Annotated in this window: 29 protein-coding genes, 1 pseudogene and 1 riboswitch; of the genes and pseudogenes, 26 read left to right on the top strand and 4 right to left on the bottom strand. The window is 42.7% G+C overall.

Annotated features, from left to right (window positions below; all coding sequences use genetic code 11):
• Positions 1-88: 88 nt before the first annotated feature.
• Both J7E35_RS03485 and J7E35_RS03480 read left to right on the top strand, forming a co-directional pair.
• The gene (locus J7E35_RS03485) at positions 89-436 is read left to right on the top strand and encodes a hypothetical protein (RefSeq protein ID WP_251040735.1); all 348 of its coding nucleotides are present in this window, start codon (positions 89-91) and stop codon (positions 434-436) included.
• Between the two features lie 106 nt (positions 437-542).
• Entirely contained in the window at positions 543-1,055 is a 513-nt protein-coding gene (locus J7E35_RS03480) for a DinB family protein (RefSeq protein WP_214776997.1), read from the top strand.
• Between the two features lie 128 nt (positions 1,056-1,183).
• Here J7E35_RS03480 and mreBH read toward each other — a convergent pair whose 3' ends face one another.
• Positions 1,184-2,191: a rod-share determining protein MreBH gene (mreBH, locus tag J7E35_RS03475; RefSeq protein ID WP_214776995.1), complete on the bottom strand. Its 1,008-nt coding sequence runs from the start codon at positions 2,189-2,191 to the stop codon at positions 1,184-1,186.
• A 276-nt stretch (positions 2,192-2,467) separates the two neighbouring features.
• Here mreBH and miaA point away from each other — a divergent pair, with 276 nt between their 5' ends.
• The 5 genes from miaA to J7E35_RS03450 all read left to right on the top strand — a co-directional run bounded on the left by miaA (position 2,468) and on the right by J7E35_RS03450 (position 6,718).
• Entirely contained in the window at positions 2,468-3,421 is a 954-nt protein-coding gene (gene miaA, locus J7E35_RS03470; protein WP_214776993.1) for a tRNA (adenosine(37)-N6)-dimethylallyltransferase MiaA, read from the top strand.
• A 29-nt stretch (positions 3,422-3,450) separates the two neighbouring features.
• Complete coding sequence (hfq, locus tag J7E35_RS03465) at positions 3,451-3,684, top strand: RNA chaperone Hfq (protein WP_214776991.1); 234 nt, start codon at positions 3,451-3,453, stop codon at positions 3,682-3,684.
• Positions 3,685-4,230: 546 nt separating this feature from the next.
• Positions 4,231-5,190, top strand: coding sequence for a stage V sporulation protein K (spoVK, locus tag J7E35_RS03460; protein ID WP_214776989.1), 960 nt, complete (start codon positions 4,231-4,233; stop codon positions 5,188-5,190).
• Positions 5,191-5,275: 85 nt separating this feature from the next.
• Positions 5,276-5,506: a glutaredoxin family protein gene (locus J7E35_RS03455; protein ID WP_214776987.1), complete on the top strand. Its 231-nt coding sequence runs from the start codon at positions 5,276-5,278 to the stop codon at positions 5,504-5,506.
• Positions 5,507-5,698: 192 nt separating this feature from the next.
• Positions 5,699-6,718 (top strand): STAS domain-containing protein, encoded by a 1,020-nt coding sequence (locus J7E35_RS03450; protein WP_214776985.1) that lies wholly within the window; start codon positions 5,699-5,701, stop codon positions 6,716-6,718.
• Positions 6,719-6,928: 210 nt separating this feature from the next.
• Here the strand turns inward: J7E35_RS03450 and J7E35_RS03445 are convergent, their stop codons facing one another.
• Positions 6,929-7,534 (bottom strand): trimeric intracellular cation channel family protein, encoded by a 606-nt coding sequence (locus J7E35_RS03445; protein WP_214776983.1) that lies wholly within the window; start codon positions 7,532-7,534, stop codon positions 6,929-6,931.
• A 181-nt stretch (positions 7,535-7,715) separates the two neighbouring features.
• Here J7E35_RS03445 and hflX point away from each other — a divergent pair, with 181 nt between their 5' ends.
• The 5 genes from hflX (at position 7,716) to glnA (ending at position 12,585) form a co-directional block, all read left to right on the top strand.
• Positions 7,716-8,975, top strand: coding sequence for a GTPase HflX (gene hflX / locus J7E35_RS03440; protein ID WP_214776981.1), 1,260 nt, complete (start codon positions 7,716-7,718; stop codon positions 8,973-8,975).
• Positions 8,976-9,070: 95 nt separating this feature from the next.
• Positions 9,071-9,319, top strand: a complete 249-nt coding sequence (locus J7E35_RS03435) for a hypothetical protein (protein ID WP_214776979.1) — start codon at positions 9,071-9,073, stop codon at positions 9,317-9,319.
• 57 nt (positions 9,320-9,376) lie between these two features.
• On the top strand, positions 9,377-10,648 hold the full coding sequence (locus J7E35_RS03430; protein ID WP_214776977.1) for a methionine gamma-lyase family protein: 1,272 nt from the start codon (positions 9,377-9,379) through the stop codon (positions 10,646-10,648).
• Positions 10,649-10,792: 144 nt separating this feature from the next.
• Positions 10,793-11,197: a MerR family transcriptional regulator gene (locus J7E35_RS03425; protein WP_102262287.1), complete on the top strand. Its 405-nt coding sequence runs from the start codon at positions 10,793-10,795 to the stop codon at positions 11,195-11,197.
• A gap of 47 nt (positions 11,198-11,244) precedes the next feature.
• Positions 11,245-12,585 carry a type I glutamate--ammonia ligase gene (gene glnA, locus J7E35_RS03420; protein ID WP_214776975.1) on the top strand — a complete coding sequence of 447 codons (1,341 nt, stop codon included), beginning with the start codon at positions 11,245-11,247 and terminating at the stop codon, positions 12,583-12,585.
• 93 nt (positions 12,586-12,678) lie between these two features.
• On the opposite strand, the gene J7E35_RS03415 is transcribed toward glnA, so the two are convergent.
• On the bottom strand, positions 12,679-12,870 hold the full coding sequence (locus J7E35_RS03415) for a tyrosine-type recombinase/integrase (RefSeq protein ID WP_251009426.1): 192 nt from the start codon (positions 12,868-12,870) through the stop codon (positions 12,679-12,681).
• A 27-nt stretch (positions 12,871-12,897) separates the two neighbouring features.
• Between J7E35_RS03415 and J7E35_RS03410 the strand changes: the two are divergent.
• Positions 12,898-13,215 (top strand): annotated as a pseudogene (locus J7E35_RS03410) (tyrosine-type recombinase/integrase); the annotation flags it as partial.
• A 21-nt stretch (positions 13,216-13,236) separates the two neighbouring features.
• Here J7E35_RS03410 and J7E35_RS03405 read toward each other — a convergent pair.
• On the bottom strand, positions 13,237-13,458 hold the full coding sequence (locus J7E35_RS03405) for a hypothetical protein (RefSeq protein ID WP_214776972.1): 222 nt from the start codon (positions 13,456-13,458) through the stop codon (positions 13,237-13,239).
• 170 nt (positions 13,459-13,628) lie between these two features.
• Positions 13,629-13,721: riboswitch (cyclic di-GMP riboswitch) on the top strand.
• A gap of 61 nt (positions 13,722-13,782) precedes the next feature.
• Between J7E35_RS03405 and J7E35_RS03400 the strand changes: the two genes are divergently transcribed.
• The 13 genes from J7E35_RS03400 (at position 13,783) to J7E35_RS03340 (ending at position 25,372) form a co-directional block, all read left to right on the top strand.
• Positions 13,783-14,175 (top strand): response regulator, encoded by a 393-nt coding sequence (locus tag J7E35_RS03400; RefSeq protein WP_214776970.1) that lies wholly within the window; start codon positions 13,783-13,785, stop codon positions 14,173-14,175.
• 185 nt (positions 14,176-14,360) lie between these two features.
• Entirely contained in the window at positions 14,361-15,146 is a 786-nt protein-coding gene (locus J7E35_RS03395) for an HD-GYP domain-containing protein (protein WP_214776969.1), read from the top strand.
• A 309-nt stretch (positions 15,147-15,455) separates the two neighbouring features.
• Positions 15,456-15,926: a hypothetical protein gene (locus tag J7E35_RS03390; RefSeq protein ID WP_251040734.1), complete on the top strand. Its 471-nt coding sequence runs from the start codon at positions 15,456-15,458 to the stop codon at positions 15,924-15,926.
• A 961-nt stretch (positions 15,927-16,887) separates the two neighbouring features.
• Positions 16,888-18,213, top strand: coding sequence for a phenylacetate--CoA ligase family protein (locus tag J7E35_RS03385; protein ID WP_214776967.1), 1,326 nt, complete (start codon positions 16,888-16,890; stop codon positions 18,211-18,213).
• Between the two features lie 20 nt (positions 18,214-18,233).
• Complete coding sequence (gene paaA, locus J7E35_RS03380; protein WP_214776965.1) at positions 18,234-19,193, top strand: 1,2-phenylacetyl-CoA epoxidase subunit PaaA; 960 nt, start codon at positions 18,234-18,236, stop codon at positions 19,191-19,193.
• Between the two features lie 55 nt (positions 19,194-19,248).
• On the top strand, positions 19,249-19,596 hold the full coding sequence (gene paaB / locus J7E35_RS03375; protein WP_102262291.1) for a 1,2-phenylacetyl-CoA epoxidase subunit PaaB: 348 nt from the start codon (positions 19,249-19,251) through the stop codon (positions 19,594-19,596).
• Complete coding sequence (gene paaC, locus J7E35_RS03370; RefSeq protein WP_214777690.1) at positions 19,593-20,411, top strand: 1,2-phenylacetyl-CoA epoxidase subunit PaaC; 819 nt, start codon at positions 19,593-19,595, stop codon at positions 20,409-20,411. The genes paaB and paaC overlap by 4 nt, the downstream gene beginning before the upstream one ends.
• A gap of 6 nt (positions 20,412-20,417) precedes the next feature.
• Positions 20,418-20,900 (top strand): 1,2-phenylacetyl-CoA epoxidase subunit PaaD, encoded by a 483-nt coding sequence (gene paaD / locus J7E35_RS03365; RefSeq protein ID WP_214776963.1) that lies wholly within the window; start codon positions 20,418-20,420, stop codon positions 20,898-20,900.
• A gap of 118 nt (positions 20,901-21,018) precedes the next feature.
• The gene (locus J7E35_RS03360; RefSeq protein ID WP_214776961.1) at positions 21,019-21,327 is read left to right on the top strand and encodes an EthD family reductase; all 309 of its coding nucleotides are present in this window, start codon (positions 21,019-21,021) and stop codon (positions 21,325-21,327) included.
• Positions 21,320-22,099, top strand: coding sequence for an enoyl-CoA hydratase-related protein (locus J7E35_RS03355; protein ID WP_214776959.1), 780 nt, complete (start codon positions 21,320-21,322; stop codon positions 22,097-22,099). Before J7E35_RS03360 ends, J7E35_RS03355 begins: the two co-directional genes overlap by 8 nt.
• A gap of 14 nt (positions 22,100-22,113) precedes the next feature.
• A complete protein-coding gene (locus J7E35_RS03350) occupies positions 22,114-22,887 on the top strand; it encodes an enoyl-CoA hydratase-related protein (RefSeq protein WP_214776957.1) in 774 nt (257 codons plus the stop codon).
• A gap of 36 nt (positions 22,888-22,923) precedes the next feature.
• Complete coding sequence (locus tag J7E35_RS03345) at positions 22,924-24,441, top strand: aldehyde dehydrogenase family protein (protein ID WP_214776955.1); 1,518 nt, start codon at positions 22,924-22,926, stop codon at positions 24,439-24,441.
• A gap of 67 nt (positions 24,442-24,508) precedes the next feature.
• The gene (locus tag J7E35_RS03340) at positions 24,509-25,372 is read left to right on the top strand and encodes a 3-hydroxyacyl-CoA dehydrogenase (protein WP_251040733.1); all 864 of its coding nucleotides are present in this window, start codon (positions 24,509-24,511) and stop codon (positions 25,370-25,372) included.
• Positions 25,373-25,382: the final 10 nt, after the last annotated feature.

The following is a 25,382-nucleotide window of genomic DNA, read 5'->3' as shown; positions in this document are numbered from 1 at the left end:
CTCATTGGTATTTTCCATAGTACCTGTAGTTGTACTGATATTTATTGTAGCTTTTGCAATGAAAAATAAAGAGCAAGGGGGAGAGAAAGTGGTGAGACATTTATATACGTATCTAGTATTGTTTGCTACATTGATGATGGTCATCGGCGGAGGGGTTTCGATCTTCATGGCGACGGCGGATCTTGTCAGCCCAACTGGCTATTATCAAAGTTTTACAGAATATAAGCAAAATATGACCTTAGGGAAGATTGAAAATCCCAAAACAGAACTGACGGAGGAAGAACTTCGCACCAATTATGACCTGTATGTCACAGAAGAAAAGGCACGGCAAAAAGACAGGGCAGTCAATCAAATTATCAAAAGCCTGGGCTTTATCGTCATTCCTTTGCCGGTTTTCCTGTATTTTAATAGACTGAGGAAACAATATAAAGAGTGAATAAGCAGGCACTGTTTATCTGAGCAGTGCCTGTTAAATTATATTAGAGGAAAAATCCCATAATACACGAATAACTATATAAATGAGGAAAGGAAGTGGATTTAGAATGTTTAAACGACCAAATTCAGAAGAATTCCCAGCCTATACAAGGAATTATATTAAAATGATTCCAGAAGGGGACATTGTCGAGATTCTTACTGAGCAACTGGATACTACATATAATCTATTATCCCAAGTAACCGAAGATCAGGCCGGCTACCGGTATGAGGAAGGGAAATGGACTTTGTCCGAGGTGCTTGGACACCTAACAGATACTGAAAGAATAATGGCCTACAGAATCCTTCGCATTGGGAGAGGGGACCAGAACCCTCTCATGGGATTCGATGAGAATGAATTTGTAAGGAAAGCTTCCTTTTACGTTCGCCCAATGGCTGAACTGCTTGAAGATTACCAGAATGTTAGACGAGCAACGATTAGTTTGTTAAAAGGCCTGCCGCAGAACTCGTTAAAGTACCGGAGCAATGCGAATGGATTCGACGTTTCGGTGGAAACAGTCGCATATATGATAGCTGGGCATGAACGTCATCATCTGAAAATGATTAAAGAGAAGTATCTGTAGAAAAGCAGGATTCATTTGCCAGAAGGAGTTGGGAACTTATGAGCCCAAAAGCTGGTGATTAAAAGAATTCTTGAAAAATTAAACGAAAAGATCGCGAAATCAATTCGCGAGCTTTTCGTCACTTGTATTTATTTCACAGCAGGCTGTAGTTTATGGATGTACTGCAACGCTTTACCTGTACCGATTGCAACGGATTCCAACGGGTTTGGAGCGATGTGTACGGGAACGACCATCTCGCTTCCAAGCCAATCCTGCATTCCGTTCAACAAAGCGCCGCCACCAGAAAGGATCACGCCGCGGTCTACAATATCACCGCTAAGTTCTGCAGGGCAGTCTTCAAGTGTAGCCCGAATCGCTTCCATGATATGAAGCAGGGATTCTTTTAGTGTGTCCCTGATTTCATAAGAGTTCAGGGTAACGGTCTTTGGCAGTCCAGTTACTAAGTCACGTCCGCGTATTTCCATTTCCATCATTTCATGGTCAACAAGCGCATAACCAATTTCCATTTTGATTTTTTCAGCTGTTCTTTCACCAATGAGGACATTGTATTCTTTTCGTACGTATTGAACGATGTCTTCGTCCAATCTGTCGCCAGCGATGCGAATGGAGTGGCAGGCAACGACCCCGCCGTATGAAATGATTGCGACTTCAGTTGTGCCGCCGCCGATGTCAACGACCACGTTCGCTACCGGTTCATCAACAGGCAATCCCGCGCCAATAGCAGCAGCAACTGGTTCTTCGATGAGATGAACCTTCTTAGCGCCAGCATTTCTGACTGCATCCTGGATCGCACGTCGTTCAACACTTGTTGAACCAGAAGGTGTGCAGACGACAACATCCGGTTTACGGAGAGCAAATCCTCCCGTTTTTGAAGCTTTCTTCATGATTTGTTTCAGCATTTCAGTTGTCACGTCAAAATCAGCAATGACACCATCTTTTAACGGGCGGATTGCTACGATCTTTCCAGGAGTCTTTCCGATCATTTCCTTTGCTTCCTTGCCGACAGCAAGGACATTCTTTGTCTCAGTATCAATCGCCACTACTGAAGGTTCATTCAAAGCGATTCCTTTATTTTTACTATATACAAGTGTGTTGGCTGTACCTAAATCAATTCCTATTTCTGTCGTTGATAACATAGTGTGTTCACCCAGTTCTCTATAAATTATTAACCATCATAGACTTCTATTAAACTATCATGAATGTGGGGGTTAAAGGTTGTTTGTTACCGAATCGTTATCTAACTGTAAAAGTTGAGGAAAATTTTTTCAAAAGATGATATAAGAGAATAACATTTGTAAAATACGGGTATAATGCATAGATGTTCAACTGCTTTCTATTTAATGGTAAGATAAATTTATGATGTCAGATATGAAATGACTGACACCCTATATGAAAAGGCAGTGTGAAACTTTTTGGAACAAAAACAGAAATTGATTGTGTTAATTGGGCCGACTGCAGTTGGCAAAACGAAGCTGAGCATTGAGCTTGCGAAAAGGTTCAACGGTGAAATCATCAGCGGTGACTCCATGCAAATTTACAAAGGGATGGATATTGGAACCGCGAAAATCACCCTGGAAGAGATGGAGGGAATTCCCCACCATTTAATTGATATCAAGGAACCTGATGAAAGCTTCTCAACCGCTGAATTTCAGGAGCAGGTCCGCAAGAAAATTGATGAAATCAGCTCTCGCGGGAAGATGCCGATGATTGTTGGCGGTACAGGATTATACATCCAGTCAGTGATCTTTGATTATCATTTTACGGATGCACCTTCTGACCCTAATTTCAGGCGAAGTCTGGAGCAAGCTGCGGAGGCAAAGGGTCAGGAATTTTTACATAGTAAATTGAAGGATGCGGACCCCGAAAGCGCCTCGCGTATACATCCTAATAATGTCCGGCGTGTCATCAGAGCGCTGGAGATCATCCACTGCACGGGCAAAACTGCTGGGGAACTGCAGGAGAACCAATCACCGGAACTTTTGTATAGTACAGCACTAATAGGCCTGACAATGGATAGGGAGATGCTATACAAAAGAATCAATTACCGTGTCGACCTAATGATGAAGCAGGGGCTCCTTGATGAGGTCCAATACTTTTATGAAAAGGGCTTAAGGGAATGCCAGTCCATCCAGGCGATTGGATACAAAGAGCTTTACGACTACTTTGATGGCAAGGTTTCCCTGGAGCTCGCAATCGAGAATTTAAAACAAAATTCCCGCCGGTATGCAAAAAGGCAGCTAACATGGTTTCGAAACAAGATGAATGTGGAATGGTTTGATATGTCAGAGTCTAAAGACGCTGAAAAAAAATTCGCTGAAATTTCCAAGTTCATTGAAGGAAAGCTCGAGATAAAAGCGAATACATAATAATAGAGATAAAAGAGGAGGATCCGCCCATGAAACAAGTGAACATTCAGGACCAGTATTTAAACCAACTCCGCAAGGACAATATCAATGTGACCGTCTTCTTATTGAACGGATTTCAATTGAGAGGTCAGATTAAAGGTTTTGATAACTTTACCGTGCTTTTCGAATCAGAAGGAAAACAGCAGCTTGTCTATAAGCACGCCATCTCAACATTCGCGCCGCAAAAGAATGTCCAGATTGATTTCGATGCTCAGGCTAATTAAATAACGAGTAAGAAAACCCGCCTAGTGCGGGTTTTTTCTTTTTCGGGTTTTTATGAGCCAGCTGCTTGAGTCAAATGATACCCTTATGCAGATAAATACATCCGCATAAGTGCATCTATCAAGAGGAACGGTGCCCTTATGCAGGCGAATCCATCGTATAAGGGCATCGATCAAGTCAAAAGGTATCCTTATCTGAGCGATTGCAACCTCTTAAGGGCACAGATCAAGGCGAAATAAACTTTTATTAAACCACCTCCATCCTCCTAGAGGGGCTCATGTCACACTTCTGCTCTTTTAAACGATAATTGTTTATTTGAAAATGAATTTCCACCTTCCTGAATACATATAAATATAGAAGTTTATTTCTTGGGAAACCGCACATTGTGACAAAAGCAAAAAATACTGCTAGAACTTGTCGAATAATTCGAGGCCATCCTAAAACGGGAATTTCCTATAGTGATATACATGTTTTCGTATTCTATTTAGGCGGATATCACAAATACAGCTATGATGCGTATGCTGTTTCCAGAATGAGAGGTGAAATCTTTGGACCAACCGCTTCGTAAGAAAAACAACGGTCAAATCAGTATTGTATTGAACGCGCAGCAAAGGAAGACGTTGACAAAGGAATTGCCTGAGTCGCAGCTGGTTCCAAAGTCAATCCCGCAGGAGCATGCAGCTTTAAAGGAAATTGAGGAAGAGCTCGGGACACTTGTTGGCATGGAAGAAATGAAAAGGATGATCAAAGAGATTTATGCCTGGATCTATGTGAACAAGAAACGGGAAGAGATGGGCCTGAAAGCTGGAAAACAGGCTCTCCACATGATGTTCAAGGGCAATCCGGGAACGGGAAAGACAACGGTTGCCAGAATTATCGGAAAGTTGTTCCTTAAGATGAATGTTCTTTCGAAAGGGCATTTGATCGAAGCAGAGAGAGCTGACCTTGTTGGTGAGTATATTGGGCATACCGCGCAAAAAACACGCGATTTGATAAAAAAAGCTATGGGAGGCATCCTGTTCATTGATGAAGCCTATTCCCTCGGCCGAGGTGGAGAAAAGGACTTCGGCAAGGAAGCGATTGATACCCTTGTTAAACATATGGAGGATAAACAGCATGAATTCATCTTGATCCTTGCCGGATATTCGAGAGAAATGGAATTTTTCCTTACTCTTAACCCTGGACTTCATTCAAGGTTCCCGCTCGTAATTGATTTTCCTGACTATTCAATAAATCAGTTGATGGAAATCGGCCAGCGTATGCTGAAGGAAAGGGAATATAGTCTGAGCCACGAGGCAGAACGGAAATTGCGGGAGCATCTCGTAAATGTAAAATCAACACTTGGGGCGGCGGCATTTTCGAATGGGCGCTATGTCCGCAACGTGATTGAAAAGTCCATTCGGGCACAGGCAATGCGTTTATTAATGCAGAATCAGTATGATCGGCACGAACTAATGACACTTCGGAGCAATGACCTCGTCTTTACAGATGATACCAGGGGGAAATAATGTCAGCAGCTTTGTTGACATTATTTTTTTAGTTTGGTAATATACCCCTATAGGTATATAAATATATGTATTGGGGGATATTAAAATGAACGAAATTACAGTCTACACAACAAATACTTGTCCTTACTGCACGATGCTGAAAAATTTCTTTGATGATAAAGGTTTAGCTTACCAAGAAGTGAACGTACAGAAAGACCCGATTGCGGCACAAAGATTGGTCAACGCAACAGGCCAAATGGGTGTACCACAGTCTAATGTAAACGGGAATTGGGTATTAGGCTTCGATCCTAATTCAATTATGTCATTCTTAAAGTAGTTACAGAGGATTCCAGTTTTACTGGGATCCTTATTTTTTTTTAAGGTTTCTACGATTGCCATTTCTATTTGAGTTTAAAGGAAGTAACTATAGGGTAAAGATAGGGGGTTTCCCTGAATTTTTTTGGGAAAACTAAACATTATCGAAAATGAGTGCTTAACTATTATATAGAGAAAAAAGGAGCTATCAATTATGGGGTATGAGTATAACTATGATATTGCAGGATATGATTTTGGCTGGGATGTAAAATCGGGAAAGTTTACGTTCGAGGGACAGGACGCAGTGCTTTTCTGGATTTCTTCAGCAATGAAAACCTTTTTTGATACGATTGAAGAGATTTCTGGAGAAGAGGCATCCAACCTGGTTTTTGAAACAACTGGGTTTCGCCAGGGACTTGTGGTTGGCCAATATTTTGAAAAAATGAAAGAAGTCAGCGTATCTGAAGCTGCTGACATGATCACAAATACATATGCAACCGCCGGATGGGGGTTGACGATTATAAAGGATTTGGATTTTGAAACGAAAACATTCACAGCTTTCATGAAGGACAGCTGGGAGCATAAAGTGAATGTTGCCCAGGGAAAAAAAGTGGGAGGGAGGTTCCTGCCAGCGCATTATGCTGGAGTTTTTTCCGGACTGTTCGATACAAATATCTGGTATAAAATCAAACAGCATCAGTTAGAAGGGAATGATTACAGTCTGATCGAATACTTCCCTTCAAATGTCACAATCGCTGATAATATCCACCAGCTGGCACGAAAGAAAGAATCAGAACATATCAGGAAACTCGAAGGCCTTGTTGAAGAAAAAACAGCTGAACTAAAGGAGCTGGTCAATAAGCTTTCCTCTCCGATCATTCCGGTACTAGAGGGTATCGTCGTCGTTCCCCTGATCGGAAAATATGAAGAAGACAGGGCAGATCAGCTGATAGTAAACACCCTGAATCGACTCCCATCCTATAAAGCAAGCTATCTCGTCCTGGATTTGACGGGTATGGACCAGGAAATCGGACCGCACGCAGTCAGTCTGATTGAAAAAATTGGTTCAGCAGCCAGGCTTATTGGTACAAAAACAATTCTTGTCGGGATTTCATCAACCCTTGGGATTGAAATCACCCAGTCCAACATCAATCTATCGAAATTTGATTGCTTCCAGACACTGCAGCATGGCATCCATTACGCTATCGGGCAGATGGGAAGAAAGATTATATAAACAGAAAAGGCTCTTTTCTCAACTTTGTTGCTATTGACCGCAAAATAGGAGTGAATGAACTATGTTTCTTTGCAAAGTTAACTCTAAAAATGAGAAAAGAGCATGCAAACTTATACCGACCTACTAAAAAGCTTTATATTACGTACAAAAATCTTTACGAAAACAGCCAAAAAAAAGCAGAGCTGATTCAACATGAATCAGCTCTGCTTTCTAGTGTACTCCCAGTTTACGGACGGGCAAATGCCATTTGTAGGTGTATGACAGTACGCGGAGTGCTGTGATGACTGCAAAAAGTCCATAGAGTTCGACAGCTTTATCAGCCATTCCGAGGCCGATGACAAGTCCGGCAAGAACAGCCCAGACTGCATATATTTCCGCCTTCAATACTAATGGTTTTCTGCCGGCGAGCAGATCACGGATGATTCCGCCGCCGCTTCCTGTCAACACAGCAGCTACAATGATGGCGCTTAAAGGATGGCCCATATTTGATGCGTAAATCGCGCCCTGGATGGCAAAGGCTGCAAGCCCGATGGCATCGAAAAAGTTGCCCCATCGCTGCCAGTGTTTTAAAAGATTACCAGGAAATAAAAAAACGATGGTGATCGACATCAGGGCCAAATTGAAAAATAGCCCCTGTTCCCATATTGCTGATACTGGTACTCCGATTAACAGGTTACGGATTGCACCGCCGCCAAATGCTGTAACGATTCCTAATATATAAACTCCGAAGATATCATATTCTTCTTCCATTGCAATGATTGCACCGCTGACCGCGAATGCTACTGTTCCAATCATGCTGAGTACTTCCCATGTCATCATGTTTTTCTCCTCTTGTTAAAATACTGCCCCAATACTAAAATAGTAAAATGAAAACATATTGATTTTATCATGTTTATTCCAATTTACAACTACTTTTACCCCTGCTTTCAAAATTTTTGTTTGCGGCTTTAATTTGGTATGATGTCATTAGCTATATTTATGGAAAGAAGGGTGTTATTTGGAACAGGAAAACGTATTTGAAAAAGTGATTCTTGTTGGCTGTCAGACGACTGAAGAAGAAGATCTTCGTTTTCAATATTCAATGGAGGAACTTGAATCACTTACAGAAACGGCAAAGGGAAATGTCCTGATGCAGGTTGTCCAAAAGCGGCCAAAGGTCCATCCTGCTACATACATTGGCAAAGGGAAAGTGGAAGAGCTTCAGGCACTTGAGGAGGAGCTCGAGCCGGATTTAATTATTTTTAATGATGAACTGTCGCCAAGCCAAAACCGCAATCTTTCAGCCGGCTTAAAAGCGAGAGTCATCGACCGTACTCAGCTGATCCTTGATATTTTCGCTCAAAGGGCCCGTTCGAAAGAAGGGAAACTCCAAGTAGAACTTGCTCAGCTTCAATACCTGCTTCCCCGTCTTGGCGGAAAAGGAATCGAAATGTCTCGTCTTGGTGCCGGAATCGGGACAAGAGGGCCTGGTGAAACAAAGCTGGAGTCAGACCGCCGGCACATCCGCAAACGTATCGACGATATTAAAACGCAATTGTCAGTCATTGTTCAGCACCGTGACCGCTACCGGGAGCGCCGGAAGAAGAACAAAACGTTCCAGATTGCTTTAGTCGGATACACGAACGCAGGAAAATCGACGCTTTTTAACCGGTTGACAGAAGCAGAGTCTTTTGAGGAAAATCAATTATTCGCTACCCTGGATCCAATGACAAGAAAAGCGATTTTACCAAGCGGCTTTACGGCTCTCCTGACAGATACAGTTGGTTTCATCCAGGACTTGCCGACCACCTTGATCGCAGCTTTCCGTTCCACACTGGAGGAAGTTCGGGAGGCGGATTTACTTCTGCATGTAGTGGACATGTCTAATGAAGATTATTTTTCACATGAACAAACTGTCAATAAATTGCTGGAGGATCTTGAAGTCCACCAAATCCCTCAGATTACCGTCTATAACAAGCGGGACATTGCCCACCAGGATTTCGTGCCAAATGCCCAAAATGAAACGGCGTTTATCAGCGCGTTCAGCGAGGAAGACCGCAGGAATTTGCTTCTGAAAATTGAACAGTCCATCATTGGAATGATGGAGCCTTTTCATGTCCTCGTGCCGTCCGATGAGGGGAAACTGCTCGCGCAGCTGAAAAATGAGACCATTCTTCGTGAGCTTGCTTTTGATGAAGATAAGCTGGGCTATGTCTGCAAGGGCTACTCTTTGGCAGACCACCAAATTACCGGCCAGCTGAAACGCTTCTCAGTATAAATTGATTTTTTATAAAGCTCTTTTCTCAAACTTTGTTGCTACTGAATACAAAACAGGATTGAATGACCATGTTTCTTTCAAAGTTGACTCTAATAATGAGAAAAGAGCTTGCACACTTAATACCGAACTACAAAATGGCTTTTTATCCCGTTAAAATCGGCTTTAGGATTTTAACAATAATCTTTACGAGAACAGCCTTTTATAAAGCTCTTTTCTCAAACTTTGTTGCTACTGAATACAAAACAGGATTGAATGACCATGTTTCTTTCAAAGTTGACTCTAATAATGAGAAAAGAGCTTGCACACTTAATACCGAACTACAAAATGGCTTTTTATCACGTTAAAACCGGCTTTAGGATTTTAACAATAAGAACATGCATTTATAAAGATAGGAGAGCAACATGTTTAAACAACTTAAAAACGGGCAGATGCTGCAGCCGCTTGTCAGCGAAATTGAGCAGCAAATTGCACATGTGCACAAGAAAATCGATGAGCGGATTGACTCAAACCAATTCAGGGTATTGCAGAGTTTCCAGAAACATCGGGTGAGTGATTCCCATTTCATCCCGACTACAGGTTACGGCTATGATGATGCCGGCAGGGAAACCCTCGAAAAGATTTACGCAGAGGTGTTTGGTGCTGAAGCCGGGCTGGTCCGCCCGCAAATCATCTCCGGAACTCATGCGATTTCGATTTCGCTATTTGGGATTCTCCGGCCTGGCGATGAGTTGTTATACATCACTGGAAAACCTTATGACACTCTTGAAGAGATTGTCGGGATACGCGGTACCGGAAACGGATCATTGAAGGAATTTGGAATTTCCTATAATACTGTGGATCTTACAAATAAAGGAGAGATTGATTGGGCTGCCGTCGAAAAAGCGATCAAGCCTGAAACAAAAATGATCGGTATCCAGCGTTCAAAAGGCTATGCGACGAGGCCGTCTTTTACCGTTGAGCAAATCAGTGAAATGGTGAGGTTTGTAAAAGAAATCAAATCCGATGTCGTTGTATTTGTTGATAACTGTTACGGGGAATTTGTTGAAGAGCTTGAACCATGCCATGCTGGTGCAGATCTGATGGCTGGCTCCTTGATTAAAAATCCCGGCGGCGGGATTGCCAAGACAGGCGGTTACATCGTAGGCAAGGAGGAGCTTGTCGAGGCATGTTCCTACCGGATGACATCTCCAGGTATCGGTGCAGAGGCTGGCGCTTCATTATATTCATTGCAGGAAATGTACCAGGGATTCTTCATGGCACCGCATATTGTCGCACAGGCCTTGAAGGGTGCTGTTTTCACAGCCGCAATGCTGGAACGTTTAGGGATGAATTCATCGCCTAAATGGAATGCCGAACGGACTGATTTAATTCAGGCGGTCCAATTTGACGACCGGGATAAGATGGTTGCTTTTTGCCAGGCTATTCAGTATGCTTCGCCAATCAATTCTCATGTAACTGCACATCCTGCTTATATGCCGGGATATGAGGATGATGTGATTATGGCTGCTGGTACATTCATCCAGGGAGCGAGCATAGAGTTAACCGCTGATGGACCGATCAGACCGCCGTATGTCGCGTACGTACAGGGGGGCTTAACCTATTCCCATGTGAAAATGGCCGTATGTATTGCAATCGATTCTTTAATCGAAAAAGGTTTAATTCATATAAAATAGGTAAATATACAACAGGACGCTTTCTAAATAAGTCCTGTTCTTTTTTTTATGATTTTTCATGTTAGATTATCTAACATATATTTGACATCATACCTTACATTGAATATAATGAGAGTATCTTAAAAGGAAGGAGGAGAAATCATCATGGGCGGAAGTGAAATTCGCCGGAATATGCCGCTCTTTAGCATTGGGATTGTCATGCAGCTGACAGATTTGACCGCTAGGCAAATCCGATACTATGAAGAGCATGAATTGATTTCTCCGGCAAGAACAGAGGGCAATAAACGACTCTTTTCCTTAAACGATATTGACAAGCTCCTCGAGATCAAAGATTTGATCGACCAGGGAGTCAACATGGCAGGCATCAAGCAAATTTTTAATGTTAAACAACAGACGGCCATTAGTGCTGCTGAGAAAAAACAAGCTGAAAAAACGAGACGGGAGCTATCTGATGCAGATCTGCGGAAATTGCTTCGCAAAGAACTTCAGCAGGCAGGACGCTTTAACCGATCTGGCAATCACGGAGACATGTCGAGATTTTTTCATTAGTAATCCAAAAATTATCTATCATTTAAATTCTAGGAGGAACTTTAACAATGGCTAAGACGTTTACAAGAGAAGACATTATTCGCTTATCAAAAGAAGAAAATGTAAAATTCATTCGTTTGCAGTTCACTGATATTTTAGGAACAATCAAGAACGTTGAAATTCCAATCAGCCAGCTTGAAAAAGCGCTAGATAACAAAATGATGTTCGACGGATCTTCCATTGAAGGCTTCGTTCGTATTGAAGAATCTGACATGTACCTGATTCCTGATTTAGATACATGGGTAATCTTCCCTTGGACAGCTGAAAAAGGCAAGGTTGCACGTTTGATCTGTGATATCAAAAATGCTGATGGCACACCATTTGCAGGCGACCCGCGCGGTAACCTTAAGCGTATTCTAAAGGAAATGGAAGAGCTTGGCTTTACAAACTTCAATCTTGGACCAGAACCGGAATTCTTCCTGTTTAAGCTCGATGTCAACGGCGAGCCTACACTTGAATTGAATGACAATGGCGGTTACTTCGACCTTGCACCAACCGATCTTGGCGAAAACTGCCGCCGCGATATCGTTCTTGAGCTTGAAGAAATGGGCTTCGAGATTGAAGCATCTCACCATGAGGTTGCTCCTGGGCAGCACGAAATCGACTTCAAATATGCAGATGCTTTGACAGCTTGTGACCAGATTCAGACTTTCAAGCTTGTTGTTAAAACAATTGCACGTAAACACGGTCTGCACGCAACCTTCATGCCAAAGCCATTGTTCGGCGTAAACGGATCCGGAATGCACTGCAATATGTCCCTGTTCCGCAACGGCGAGAACTCATTCTATGATCCATCCGATAAAAAGCTTGAGCTAAGCGAAACTGCGTACCAGTTCATCGCTGGAACATTGAAGCATGCTTCTGGATTCACAGCTGTAACAAACCCGACTGTGAATTCTTATAAGCGTCTTGTGCCTGGTTATGAAGCTCCTTGCTACGTTGCATGGTCTGCTAAAAACCGTTCACCATTGATCCGTATTCCTGCATCACGCGGCTTGAGTACACGCGTTGAAGTCCGCAGCGTCGATCCTGCAGCTAACCCGTACCTTGCAATGGCAGTATTGCTTGCAGCAGGCCTTGACGGAATTAAGAACAAAATGGCTCCTCCTGCATCAGTAGACCGCAACATCTACGTGATGAACAAAGAAGAGCGTGTAGAAGAAGGAATCGATGATCTGCCGCCAACATTGGCAGCTGCTCTCGACCAGCTGAAGAAGAACGAAGTAATCAGTTCAGCACTTGGCGACCATATCCTCGAACACTTCATCGAAGCAAAAGAGATTGAGTGGGATATGTTCCGTACTCAGGTTCACCCATGGGAGCGCGAACAGTACATGAGCATGTATTAATCATAATAACCCTTGATACCACTGGTATTGAGGGTTTTTCTTTTTGGGGCGATTTCCTATCGGTGTACAAACTGCCCAGAATTGCCCCAGAATTTAAAAAAGGTTTTTCGTTTGCTCTTCGAACTTTTCGATTGCTACCTGCTCCATCTTCTTCGAAACGTGAGCATACACATCGGAGGTTATCCTTTCACTTCCGTGACCTAGTCGTTCCTGCAACTCCTTCATGCTCATGCCGGCCTCGAGGCAAAGAACTGCATGTGTGTGTTTTGTAGAATGGATTGGCAAAGAAGGAATGCCAGCACGCTTCAATATTTAAAAAGAGAGCTAAAGCACTACTTGGAAGGAAAAGATGACGAGGAATACCTATTCAAGAGCAGGGAAGGCAGGGATAAGCCCATTGGACGTAGTATGGCATATAAAATATTGAGGCAGGTAGCTGAGCAGTATGGTCTTGAGGAAATTGGTACTCATACACTTAGGAAAACCTTTGGTTATCATTTCTATAACCAGACAAAGGATGTAGCAATGCTGCAGGGAATTTTTAATCATAGTTCCCCACACATCACTTTACGCTATATTGGTGTCAACCAAGACAGTATGGATAAGGCGATGAGTAAGTTCAAGATTTAATACCTTAAAATAATTCGAATTCTATAGAACTGAATATTGATCAATACTCAATAAAATTGTTCGGTATAATGAGATTATTTCGGGATTTACTCTTTCAATGGATGAATAATCCTTGTTTGGTATTTTATAAGTCCTTCTTATTTCTGCAGAAAGTGCCTTTAATTTAATGGTTTTTACTCGACTCGGCAAATTTGAATTAATTATTTTTTCATAAACAGCAGCAATTTGTTTAATTGATCTCATTAGCTGGTTCACCTCAAATTTTATTCAACCCTTATATTTGTTTTACTACCCTTACATAGAAATTTAATTCAACAATAGGTCTTTTTATCTAAAAAAGCGCGAGATTAAATAGGATGTTATGACTAAAAAATTCTAACAAAATCTTCTAAAAACTGACATATTGTGATAACATTCGAGAAGGGCAAATTTTACGAAAGTAAAAGACGCAAAGCTTCGGACCTAAAACAGTCTATTTTTTCTGTCATGGTGGCCGGGTTGCCAGAAACGTGAATATCAATCTTTCCTTTCCAATTTGCCTGAATTAATGTGAAAGGTGTTTTTAACATGTATTCTGTATTATTAGCCGATGACTCTACATTTTTAAGAGCTTGGCTAAGACGATTAATCAACAATGAAATCTTTCAAGTCACTGGTGAAGCAAAGAATGGTAAAGAGGCGTTTATGAGTTATAAGGAAAACAAACCAGATATTGTTTTTATGGATATTACAATGCCAATTATGGATGGCATAGAAGCACTAAAGAAGATAAAGGAATACGATCTAGATGCTCGTATTGTAATGGTTTCATCTCTCGGACAACAAAGTATAATATTAGATTGTTTGAGATTAGGTGCAATGGATTTCGTTGTTAAGCCACATTTTCAACATATCCAGTCGATATTGAATAATGTTGCTATAGTCCCTTCATCTAATGACAAGAAAGAAGTAGCAAGATAATGAAAAATATATACCATGATCATTCGTTATCTCCCCGTTGGTTACAGTCTTTAGTGAAATATAGAATTGTTATCTATTTACTTATTTTAATTGCTTTATATTTAACTTCCATATGTTTCAATAATTACCTAGGTTTGTTAACTGTCATTATGATTTTTTTAGGGGTTGTCTTTAGAAGTATAATAGTGCTGATTATCCAAAGTGGGTTACTCGCTATATACAGATTCCATTTTATTCTTTCAAGTTGGCCAGAAGTTGAGGGTTCTCTATTTCAATGGTTTACATACTTCACTGTTGGTTTAGCCGTTTCAACACTGGTAAAAGGAAATTTAAAACAAAAAACTAATCTCCTTGAGGTAACAACAGCTTTAGTAAAATCAATTGACTCTCGGGACCCCTATACAGCAACTCATTCGGAAAGTGTAGCCTTTTATGCGAAAATTATTGCCAAGAGATTAGGTTTACGCGAGAAGATTTGCGATGATATTTATCTTGGAGGTCTTATTCACGACTTAGGAAAAATAGGTATTGATGAGAAAATTTTAAACAAGCCATCAAAATTAACACTTAAGGAATATGACGTTATAAAACAACATCCATTTATCGGATATAAATCTATAAAGCATGTTACATCCTTTCAGAAAAACGGGATTTTAGATATGGTTTTATACCATCATGAAAGGTATGACGGAAAGGGATATCCCGAGGGATTAAAGGGTGCCGAAATTCCCTTCGTAGCTAGAATAATGGCTCTTGCTGATGCTTTCGATGCCATGACATCAAGGCGAATTTATAAAAATAAAAAGGATTTCGATTGTGTAATCAAAGAAATCGAGGAGAATAAAGGCAAGCAATTTGATCCATACATTGCTGATACATTCCTAACAATTTTAAAAACCGAGGGAGAAGCAATATTAACTAAAAAATATACGCTTAATAGTAAATATCAAAACTTCACTCCTAAAAACTGAAAATTTTATTTACACTGATTTAACAGGAAGGACTTTTGTAAAGTCCTTTCTTTTTTTATAAACAACATAAAGGAATTTTTGTGAATTCATCATTTTAAATAGTAGTGTAATTCATTTCCAATCAGTTGTAAAATAATAGATATTTCATAATGAACGCTGATAAGTCTATAACCTACAAGCACCTAATCTGGAATTGGAAGATGCTAAGAAGCTGCTAAATGATTTCTGTATATCAAAACCTGTAAAAGAAATTAACCCACAGATTCCAAAGAAAGAACCTAAACACTTAACTGAAGAGGATGTGTTCTTATGCTAACCGACAGAGATAAAGCGATAATTAAAGACTTGAATCGATTCAGGGTAATGGCTCGGGACAGTATAGCCGAATTGCACTTTGCGGGGCTGAAGAATCCCAAGTATGCTGCCAACAATGTCCTATTACGATTATTGCGTGACGGACAGATTCAGCGTTCTACCTCATTTACTCCATTTGTATACTTTGGACCCGAGGTATCCATGAAGCAGAACAGCGCGAAAATAGGGCATTTTCTAGCGATTTTGAAAGTGTACAAGGAAATGAGGAAGTTAGGTAAATTAGAAAGCTTCTGGGTGGAGCCTAAATACGGAATGAAGGGTATAGGGGCTGAACCTGATATCTATTGCATGTATAGAGGCACAGGCTTCTTCATAGAGGTACAGAGGACAATATATTCAGATAAATTGATGGGAAAAAAAAATAGAGCGTTATTTAGATTTATACCATGGCAGCATAGTTGCTAAACCATTCCCTCATATTCTGATTCTTTCTGAACAGCGATATGCTATTGATGATGAATATCCGTTTAAGATATTCCAGGCACAAAACTTTACCGACTTTGTAAACACAGTGAAAGGAGTAGAGGAAAAGAGGAAACAGGATAGAGAAGTAAAGATTAAAATTGGATAAAAATCGGGCCAAGTTGATTTACTAACTTGACCCTAATATTTTTGTACTGCCCCAAAACTGCCCCAGGATTCGAAAAAACATATGCTTGTAAGTGAAACAATTCATTTATATTTTCCTATTATATAAACTTTTGAGATACCCTAAGAATAATAAACGCAGGATAGAGCATAATCCGTACACAAGTTCACCCATGGGAACGCGAACAGTATATGAGCATGTATTAATAGAACAAATTGGCCTCCTGACTCTGTCAGGAGGTCGTTTTTATACCTGAAAAGGGACATAAGCTGGAGAGAAAGCGTCTTTTGTGGTCACACGCTTAAAATAGTACTCACTACGATCTTAACCTCCTTAGTAAAGGTAGTTTTCTAAAAGATTGTTGTTAAAATCCTAAAGCCGATTTTAACGTGATAAAAGCCATTTTGTAGTTCGGTATTAAGTGTGCAAGCTCTTTTCTCAGTAATAAGATTTAATTTTGTGAAGAAACATAGGTCATTCAATTTCTGCATTGTAGTCAATAACAACAAAGTTTGAGAAAAGAGCCTTAGTAAAATCACCAGGAATTCTCTCACACCCGCTAAAGATTTTCCCAATAATCATATAAAAATCACCACAATCACTTCTTTTACCTTCTGCAACTAGATTTTCTTCAGTAAAAATTAAAGTTTTCAGAAAAATAATTGACTTTTTCCTATATACACGTTATCTTTGTTTTAAAATATATAACACATTTATAGTGTTACGGTTATATAACGTTATATAAATAAAATTTTATGTATTGCAGGGGGCGTAATCTTGATTCTACATGAAATTGAAACGAGCAGTCGTGAGTCCATAGAAGAACTCCAACTTCAAAGACTCAAGGCAGTAGTGGAGAAAGTTGCTCAAAGGGTGCCATTTTACAAAAAGAAATTTGAGGATGCGAATTTTTCGCCTGATAGGCTAAATAGTCTGGAAGATTTGGAAGCGCTTCCTTTCACAGAGAAGCAAGATCTGCGCAATCACTATCCATTCGGGCTTTTCGCTGTTCCACAAAGTGAATTGGTCAGGGTACACGCTTCATCGGGAACAAGCGGCAAGCCGACTGTGGTTGGCTATACACAGAATGATATAGAAATGTGGGGAGAGATTGTCGCCAGGGCGATTGCTCTTGGCGGCGGTGAAGCGGGCAATTTTCTGCATAATGCTTATGGTTATGGCCTTTTCACCGGCGGGTTGGGCCTGCATTACGGAAGTGAACAGTTGGGGATGGTTACTGTACCAGTTTCCGGCGGCAACACCCAGAGACAAATCATGTTGATTGAAGATTTTAAACCGCAGGTCATTTGCGGGACACCTTCTTACATTCTGAATATCGCTGAAACGATGGAGGAAATGGGCATGGACCCACGCGAAACTTCATTGAAATACGGTATTTTCGGGGCTGAGCCTTGGTCAGAAGAAATGAGGAAGACGCTCGAAGAAAAACTGGGAATCAGGGCATGTGACATCTACGGGCTCAGCGAAGTGATCGGGCCTGGTGTCGCAAGTGAATGCCATGAAGCCCAGGAGGGACTCCATGTTGCCGAAGATCATTTTTTAGTTGAGGTAATTGACCCTGAAACGTTAAAACCTGTTCCTGAGGGAGAAGAAGGGGAGCTGGTATTCACAAGCCTGACGAAGGAAGCCTTTCCGGTCATCCGCTATCGTACGGGGGATATTGCTTCCCTGACGAAGGAAAAATGCAGCTGCGGACGGACGACAGTGAGAATGTCCCGAGTCAAAGGAAGAATCGATGACATGCTGATCATCAATGGCGTTAATGTGTTCCCATCACAGATTGAACATTGCCTGCTGACAGTACCTGAACTTGCCCCTCATTACCAGATTCAGATTTTACAGAAGCGTACGTTAAAAGTTCTTGAGCTGCATGTTGAGATGAATGAGGAATATTTCACAGTGATCGGGGCGGATCCGATTTCGGATTCGGTTTACCAACTTGAGCAAAGGATTCAATCATTGCTCAGGAGCCAGTGTCTGATATCGATGGAGGTACGGGTGCATCGTCCAAAAACAATACCGCGCTCTGAAGGGAAGGCAGTGCGGATTGTTGATAAAACAAAGGAAGCGATTGGAACTTAAATCTAAGGAGGTAAGGCAGCATGGAAAACACAATTTCCTTCGAGCTACTGAGCGAAGAGGCTAAATATGAGCACTTTATGAGCCGGATTGAAGCTGGCGATAAAATCGAGGCTGAAGATTGGATGCCGGATGACTATCGAATGACACTGATCAAGCTTATTTCAATGCACGGCATCAGTGAAATAATGGGTGCGCTCCCCGAAAAGGAATGGGTGCCAAAAGCTCCTTCTTTGAAAAGAAAACTGGGGATCATGGCGAAGGTGCAGGATGAAATGGGACACGGACAACTGCTGTTAAGAGTGGCGGAAGATTTGATGAAGCCGCTTGGAAAATCACGCGAGAACATCATTCAGGATTTGCTATCAGGCGACTTGAAATTCCACAATGTCTTCCATATGGAAGCAAAAACCTGGGGAGATGCCGGATTGATTGGCTGGCTTGTCGATGGTGCAGCCATTATATCGCAGACGAATATGCTTGATGCATCATATGGGCCATACGCTAGAGCGTTGAAGCGAATCTGCGCCGAGGAGGTTTTCCACGCCCAGCACGGTGAGGCGATCATCATGGCGCTTGCAGAAGGAACAGACGAGCAGAAAGCGATGATCCAGGATTCGTTGGACCGATGGTGGGAAGCGCTTCTTATGTTCTTCGGTCCTGCAGATGCGTCTACTACTGGAACTTCCAAACAGGACACAACCATCAAATACAGGATCAGAACGAAAACAAACGAGGAGCTCCGCCAGGACTTTTTCACAAAATATATTCCAAGGGTCCTGTCGCTTGGTTTGAAGCTGCCAGATGAAACGATGCATTTTGACCAGGAGTCAGGCATTTGGCAATACAAGCAGCCCGATTGGAGCAAGTTCAAGCAAATCATTAAGAATAATGGACCAAAATCGAAGGATCGTTTAAGGCTTAGGGAAATTTCCTATACCAACAACAAGTGGGTCATCGACGCATTGAGCGCTAAAGCATAATCCTCCAGCAAATGAAGAATTAGCCCCGGGAATACCACAGGAAAGGAGAGAGATCATGTCTGGAAATGGATTTTATCAGGAGTTTGAAGTCTTCAGCAAAAGGACGGCCACTTCGCCTATGCAGTACCAGTTCTCATTGCTGGCCCCGAACCACGAGCTGGCCCTTGTGATGGCTCAGGAGAATTTCATGAGGCGGGAGCCGGTTGCCGATATTTGGGTCGTCAAGCGGGATGATATCAGAAAGATGTCACTTGAAGAGCGACAAACATTGCAAAGGCTTGATAACAAGGATTACAGGAATACGAAAGGCTACGGTTATTTAAAAAAGAAATGGCGCCACTACGAGCAGGAAATGCTTGATGAAAAGGAGATCTTGTCATGGGGAGGGAAGCAGGAGAAATGAAATATGAACTTGAAGATGCGTTAAAAAATGAAGAACTTCGCGACGCTGCAGTTGAACTCCTGTTCCAGCTTGCTGATGATGATTTCATTATTGCCTACCGGGGTTCCGAGTGGCTGGGACTTGCTCCCCATATTGAAGAGGACGTCGCTTTCTCTTCAATCAGCCAGGATACAATGGGCCATGCTGCAATGTTTTATCAGCTTCTTAGCGACCTTGGTGCGGGTGAACCTGACCAGCTTGCCCACTCAAGGCCGGCAGCAGAACGAAAGAATGCGATTTTACTAGAAAAAGTGAACGGACCAGGTACTTATTTGACAGAGCCGCATTATGACTGGGCACTTGCGGTTGTGAGGAACTATTTTTACGCCCAGGCTAAGAAAGTAAAAATTGAATCGCTGAAGAATTCATCCTACCAGCCATTAGCGGAAGCAGCAGTAAAGATCAATATGGAACTTTACTACCATTTACTGCATTGGAAAACGTGGTTCTCTCAGCTTGTGAGTGCTGGAGGAGAAGCGAGGAAAAGGATGGAAGCCGCGATGGAGAAGGTTTTTGCTGAACTCGAAGGATTGTTCTCCATGGGAAGCCAGGCCGAAGAATTCTCAAAGCACAAATTGTTAGATTCAGAGGAAGCTTTGAAAACGAAATGGATGCAAATGATGTCACCGGTTTTCGAATCCCTTAACCTGGAGATGCCAGATCAATTCGGGATGAAGAGCGGAAATGGGCGAAATGGCGAGCATACCGCTGACTTGCAGACTGCTCTTGATACATTGGGTGAGGTCTATAAATCCGATCCGGCAGCAAGCTGGTGATGATGAATGATAAGAGATAAAATTATCGAAGCTTTGCAAACTGTGAAGGATCCCGAAATCGACAGTGTATCGATAATCGAACTTGGTATGCTCGAGGAAGTCGAAATCCAATCAAATGAAGTTTTGATAAAGCTATTGCCTACCTTCATGGGCTGTCCGGCACTAGATATCATCAAAAACAATGTGATTAAAGCAGTATCAGTTCTTGATGAAGTTGAAAAGGTAGAGGTTAAATTCATTTTCAGCCCGCCATGGACATCCGAACGGGTCACAGAGCTGGGCAGGGAAAAGCTGAAGGAATTCGGCATCGCTCCTCCGCCAAGGCACATTGCAGAAACGGGTGAGTGGCAGGCCGATTGCCCTTACTGCGGATCCACCTATACGACAATGGAGAACCTCTTTGGTCCAACAGCATGCCGCAGCATTTTATACTGCAAATCATGCAAAAACCCATTCGAGGCAATGAAACCAGTATCAACTATGATGTGACGCCAAAGTCGAAAAAAGATTCTTAGGTGTCATATCAATTGATTAATAGCTTCAAGAAGCAATGCATATATTCTATTTGGTCTATAAAAATTTTAAAAAGAAAAGGGAGAGATTTTTAATGGTTAAACTAATTGCGATTTACAAGCATCCACAGGACAAAGATGCATTTGACAAGCACTATTTCGAAACGCATGCCCCGCTTACTTCGAAAATCCCAGGTCTCCGTAAAATGGAAGTGACACGCATCGTCGGAAGCCCAATGGGCGGGGAAGGGAAATATTATCTAATGTGTGAAATGTATTATGACGATCATGAAGCATTGAAAGCCGGTATGAAATCTGCTGAAGGCAAAGCTTCCGGAAAGGATGTTATGAGCTTTGCGGGTGATCTGGTCACGATGATGATCGGTGAAGAAGTGAATGAATAAAAGCTATGAAATGATTGAAATATCTGTAAAGGGACAAATTGGATTAATCGAGCTTAACCGCCCGAAGGTCCTGAATGCCTTGAACAGGCAAATGGTTTCTGAGGTGCTTTCGGCAATGGAAGCATATGACGAGGATGCTGACATTAAGGTGATTGTCCTCGCAGGGAAGGGCAGGGCATTTGCTGCAGGTGCCGATATCGATGAAATGATGGACGCGGACGCGATCTCGATGGAAACGTTGAACCAGTTCACCGACTGGGATCGGCTCGCCTGGATCAAGAAGCCGGTCATCGGGGCTGTACATGGATTTGCCCTGGGCGGTGCATTTGAACTGGCGCTATGCTGCGACATGCTGTTCGCCGGCGAGAATGCGGAATTCGGATTCCCTGAAGTTAATCTTGGCGTCATGCCTGGAGCAGGCGGAACGCAGAGGCTCACAAAGCTTGTCGGCAAAACGAAGGCAATGGAATGGATCCTCAGCGGCAGGCGTATCACTGCCAAAGAAGCCTTATACCATGGAATCATTAATTCTACTTTTGCCGAAGAAGTACTGATGGAGGAAACTCTAAAATTTGCGGATACAATCGCGGATCAGGCTCCGATTGCCGTTAGACTTATTAAAGAATCTGTATTGAAAGCAGTCGATTATCCTCTATATGAAGGAATGCAATATGAACGTAAAAACTTCTATATGCTTTTTGCGACAGAAGACCAGAAGGAAGGCATGAGGGCTTTTAAAGAAAAACGAAAGCCGGATTTTAAAGGGAAATAAGGGGGTACATAGCTGTGTTTGAAACCGTTTTGTATGAAGTGCGGAATCAGGTAGCCTACATCACCCTGAACCGTCCTGATAAATTGAATGCATTCACCGAGCAATTGAACAAGGAAATCCAGACCGCAATCAAGTCTGCTTCGCGCGATAAAGAGGTAAGGACGCTGGTTATAACGGGTGCAGGCCGGGCATTTTGTTCAGGTGAGGATTTGGCAGGAGTTTCAGATGAAATGGACCATGGCGAAGTGCTTCGTAAACGCTATAATCCGATGCTTATGGAACTTGACCGTTGTGAAAAACCTGTGATTGCAGCTGTCAATGGTGTTGCGGCAGGAGCCGGTATGAGTCTTGCTCTTGCCTGCGATTTCCGGATCGCTTCTGAAAAAGCAAGCTTTGTAGAAGCGTTTATCCATGTAGGCCTTGTTCCGGATGCCGGCAATCTATATTATCTTCCACGGCTTATCGGCCACGCGAAAGCAATGGAGCTAGCTGTATTTGGGGAAAAAATTTCGGCAGACAAGGCAAAGGATTTGGGGCTGGTTACGGAAATCTACTCATTGGACAACTGGAACGACAATGTCTCTGCGTTTGCAGAAAGACTTGCCAATATGCCTACTAAGGCAATCGGCCTGATCAAAAGGAACTTGAAGGCAAGCTGGCATTCAAGCTTTGAGGAGTATCTTGAAAGAGATGCCCAGAGCCAGCGGATTGCCGGGAAGACCGCCGACCATAAAGAAGGCGTCCAGGCGTTCATGGAAAAAAGAAAACCCGTTTTCAAGGGTGAATAAATTTATCAATCAATTTACTAAAAGGAGATGTTACGCGTGACAACAGTAAAAGAGCAAAAATTCGAAGCAATGGCAGTAAAACGCGAGACATATCAGCTGATCATCAATGGAGTACGCCAGGACAGCGTCAATGGCGAAACCTACAAAGTCTACAATCCGGCGACAGGCGAGGAAGTTGCAACCGTGGCTAAGGCTTCAAAAGAAGACGCAGAGCTTGCGGTACAGGCGGCCAGAAATGCGTTCGATTTTGGGAAGTGGCGCCATTTTCCTGTCAACAAGCGCTCCCGAACACTGAATAAGATCGCTTCAATCATGCGCTCCCGTTTCAATGAACTGGTAGAATTGGAGATTCTCGATACAGGTAAATCTCTGGCTGCAGCACAGGGACAGGTGATGCAGGCAATCGAGGATTTCGAATTTTATGCAGGTGCGATTGTCAGTCACCGCGGTGCAGTGAACAGCATGCCTGGTGCATTCCAAAATATTACCGAAAAAGAGCCTGTCGGCGTTTGTGCCCAGATCATTCCTTGGAACTATCCGATGATGATGGCGGCGTGGAAAATCGCTCCGGCAATCGCCGTCGGCTGCTCGGTTGTCGTGAAGCCAGCCTCACTGACACCATTATCGGCAGTCGTCCTTGGTGAAATCTGTATCGAAGCGGGTGTACCTGAAGGCGTTGTGAACGTCATTCCTGGATCTGGTTCAGTAGTGGGGAACTATCTGGTCGAGCACGATAAAGTTGACAAAGTAGCCTTTACAGGTTCAACGCCAATCGGCAAGGATATCATGGCAAGAGCCTCCCAAACCCTAAAGCGTGTGACTCTTGAACTTGGCGGAAAGTCACCGAGCATCGTTTTTGAAGATGCGGATATTGATGCTGCAGTAGCGGGCTCTCTATTCGGGATTTTCTACAATACTGGCCAATCATGTGAAGCACGTTCTCGTTTGTATGTCCATGAGGATGTATATGAAGAGTTCATGGAGAAATTCGTCGCAAAAACAAAGCAGCTTAAGCTTGGGAATCCATTTGAAAAGGAAACTCATGTCGGCGCGGTCATCAGCCAGGACCAAATGGATGTCATTGATGGATATGTAAAATCTGCAGTTGCTGACGGAGCTGAAGTTTTAACAGGTGGAAAAGCTGCGAATCTAGAAGGCTATGAAAATGGCTACTGGTATGAGCCTACCATCATTGCTGAAACGAATCACAGCATGAAAGCTGTAAAAGAAGAAATTTTCGGGCCAGTTGTTGTCGTCATGAAGTTCAAGGATGAAAAAGAAGCTGTCAAACTGGCGAATGACAGTGAATATGGACTTGGTTCTGCCATCTGGACGAAGGATTACGGCCGTGCAACAAGGGTATCAAAACAGATCCAGGCGGGGATCGTCATGATTAACTGCCCGTTCTCTGCATTCCCGGGCACACCATTCGGCGGCTATAAGCAATCCGGATTCGGCCGTGAACTCAGCATCGAAACACTTGATTTATATACAGAAACAAAGAGTATCGTCTCTTATTACGGCAGCCGCCCGCTTAATCCGTTTAACGTATAATCATGAGGCGAGCACTCTACGATCCGGGTGCTCGCCTTTCAGTTTCTGTGAACAGGAGGAATATATAATGAAGAAACTCGTCGTAATCGGTTCGGGTGTCATGGGGAGAGGAATTGCATATGTCAGCAGCCTGGGCGGTTTTGATACTGTCCTTATTGATGTTGATGAAAAACAGCTTCTTAACGCCGAACAGGAAATCAACAGCATTTTTGATAAGGGGATTGCCAGAGGGAAAATCGAGCTAGAAGACGCAGAGTCGGCGAAAGCAAGACTTAAATATTCGAATTTCCTCGCTGATAATGTGAGGGACGCTGACCTGGTCATCGAAGCCGTGCCTGAAAAAATAGATATCAAGAAAACGATTTTCGAAGTGATTGACCAGCATGCACCTGAACATTGCCTGTTTGCGTCCAATACATCGACAATGAGCCCAACGGAAATTGCCTCTTTTACCAAGCGTCCTGAGAAGGTCATTGCGATGCATTTCTTCAATCCGGTCCACAAAATGCCGCTTGTAGAAATTATCCGGGGTCTGGAAACGAGCAATGAAACAGCTGAAGCAATCCAGAAGGCGGCAATCCAGATGGGCAAAGAAACTGTCATCGTCAACGAATTCCCTGGTTTCGTGACCAGCCGGATCAGCGCACTAGTTGGCAATGAAGCCTTTTACATGCTGCAGGAAGGATTGGGCAGCCCGGAGGATATCGATAAGGCGATTAAGCTGGGGCTGAATTATCCGATGGGACCATTCGAGTTGGGTGATCTTGTTGGGCTGGATACACGCCTGAACAATTTGAAATACCTTCATGAGAAGCTCGGTGAAAAATACCGCCCGGCACCATTGCTTGAGCAATACGTAAAAGCCGGCCGTCTTGGCAGGAAAACGGGACGTGGTGTGTATGACTATCAAGAATCTTTGACGACGAAGTAAGGAGGATGGC

The sequence above is a fragment of the Bacillus sp. ISL-45 genome, from assembly GCF_018613195.1.
Classification (GTDB): Bacteria; Bacillota; Bacilli; order Bacillales; family Cytobacillaceae; genus Mesobacillus.
This window is presented reverse-complemented; position numbering and strand designations above follow the sequence as displayed.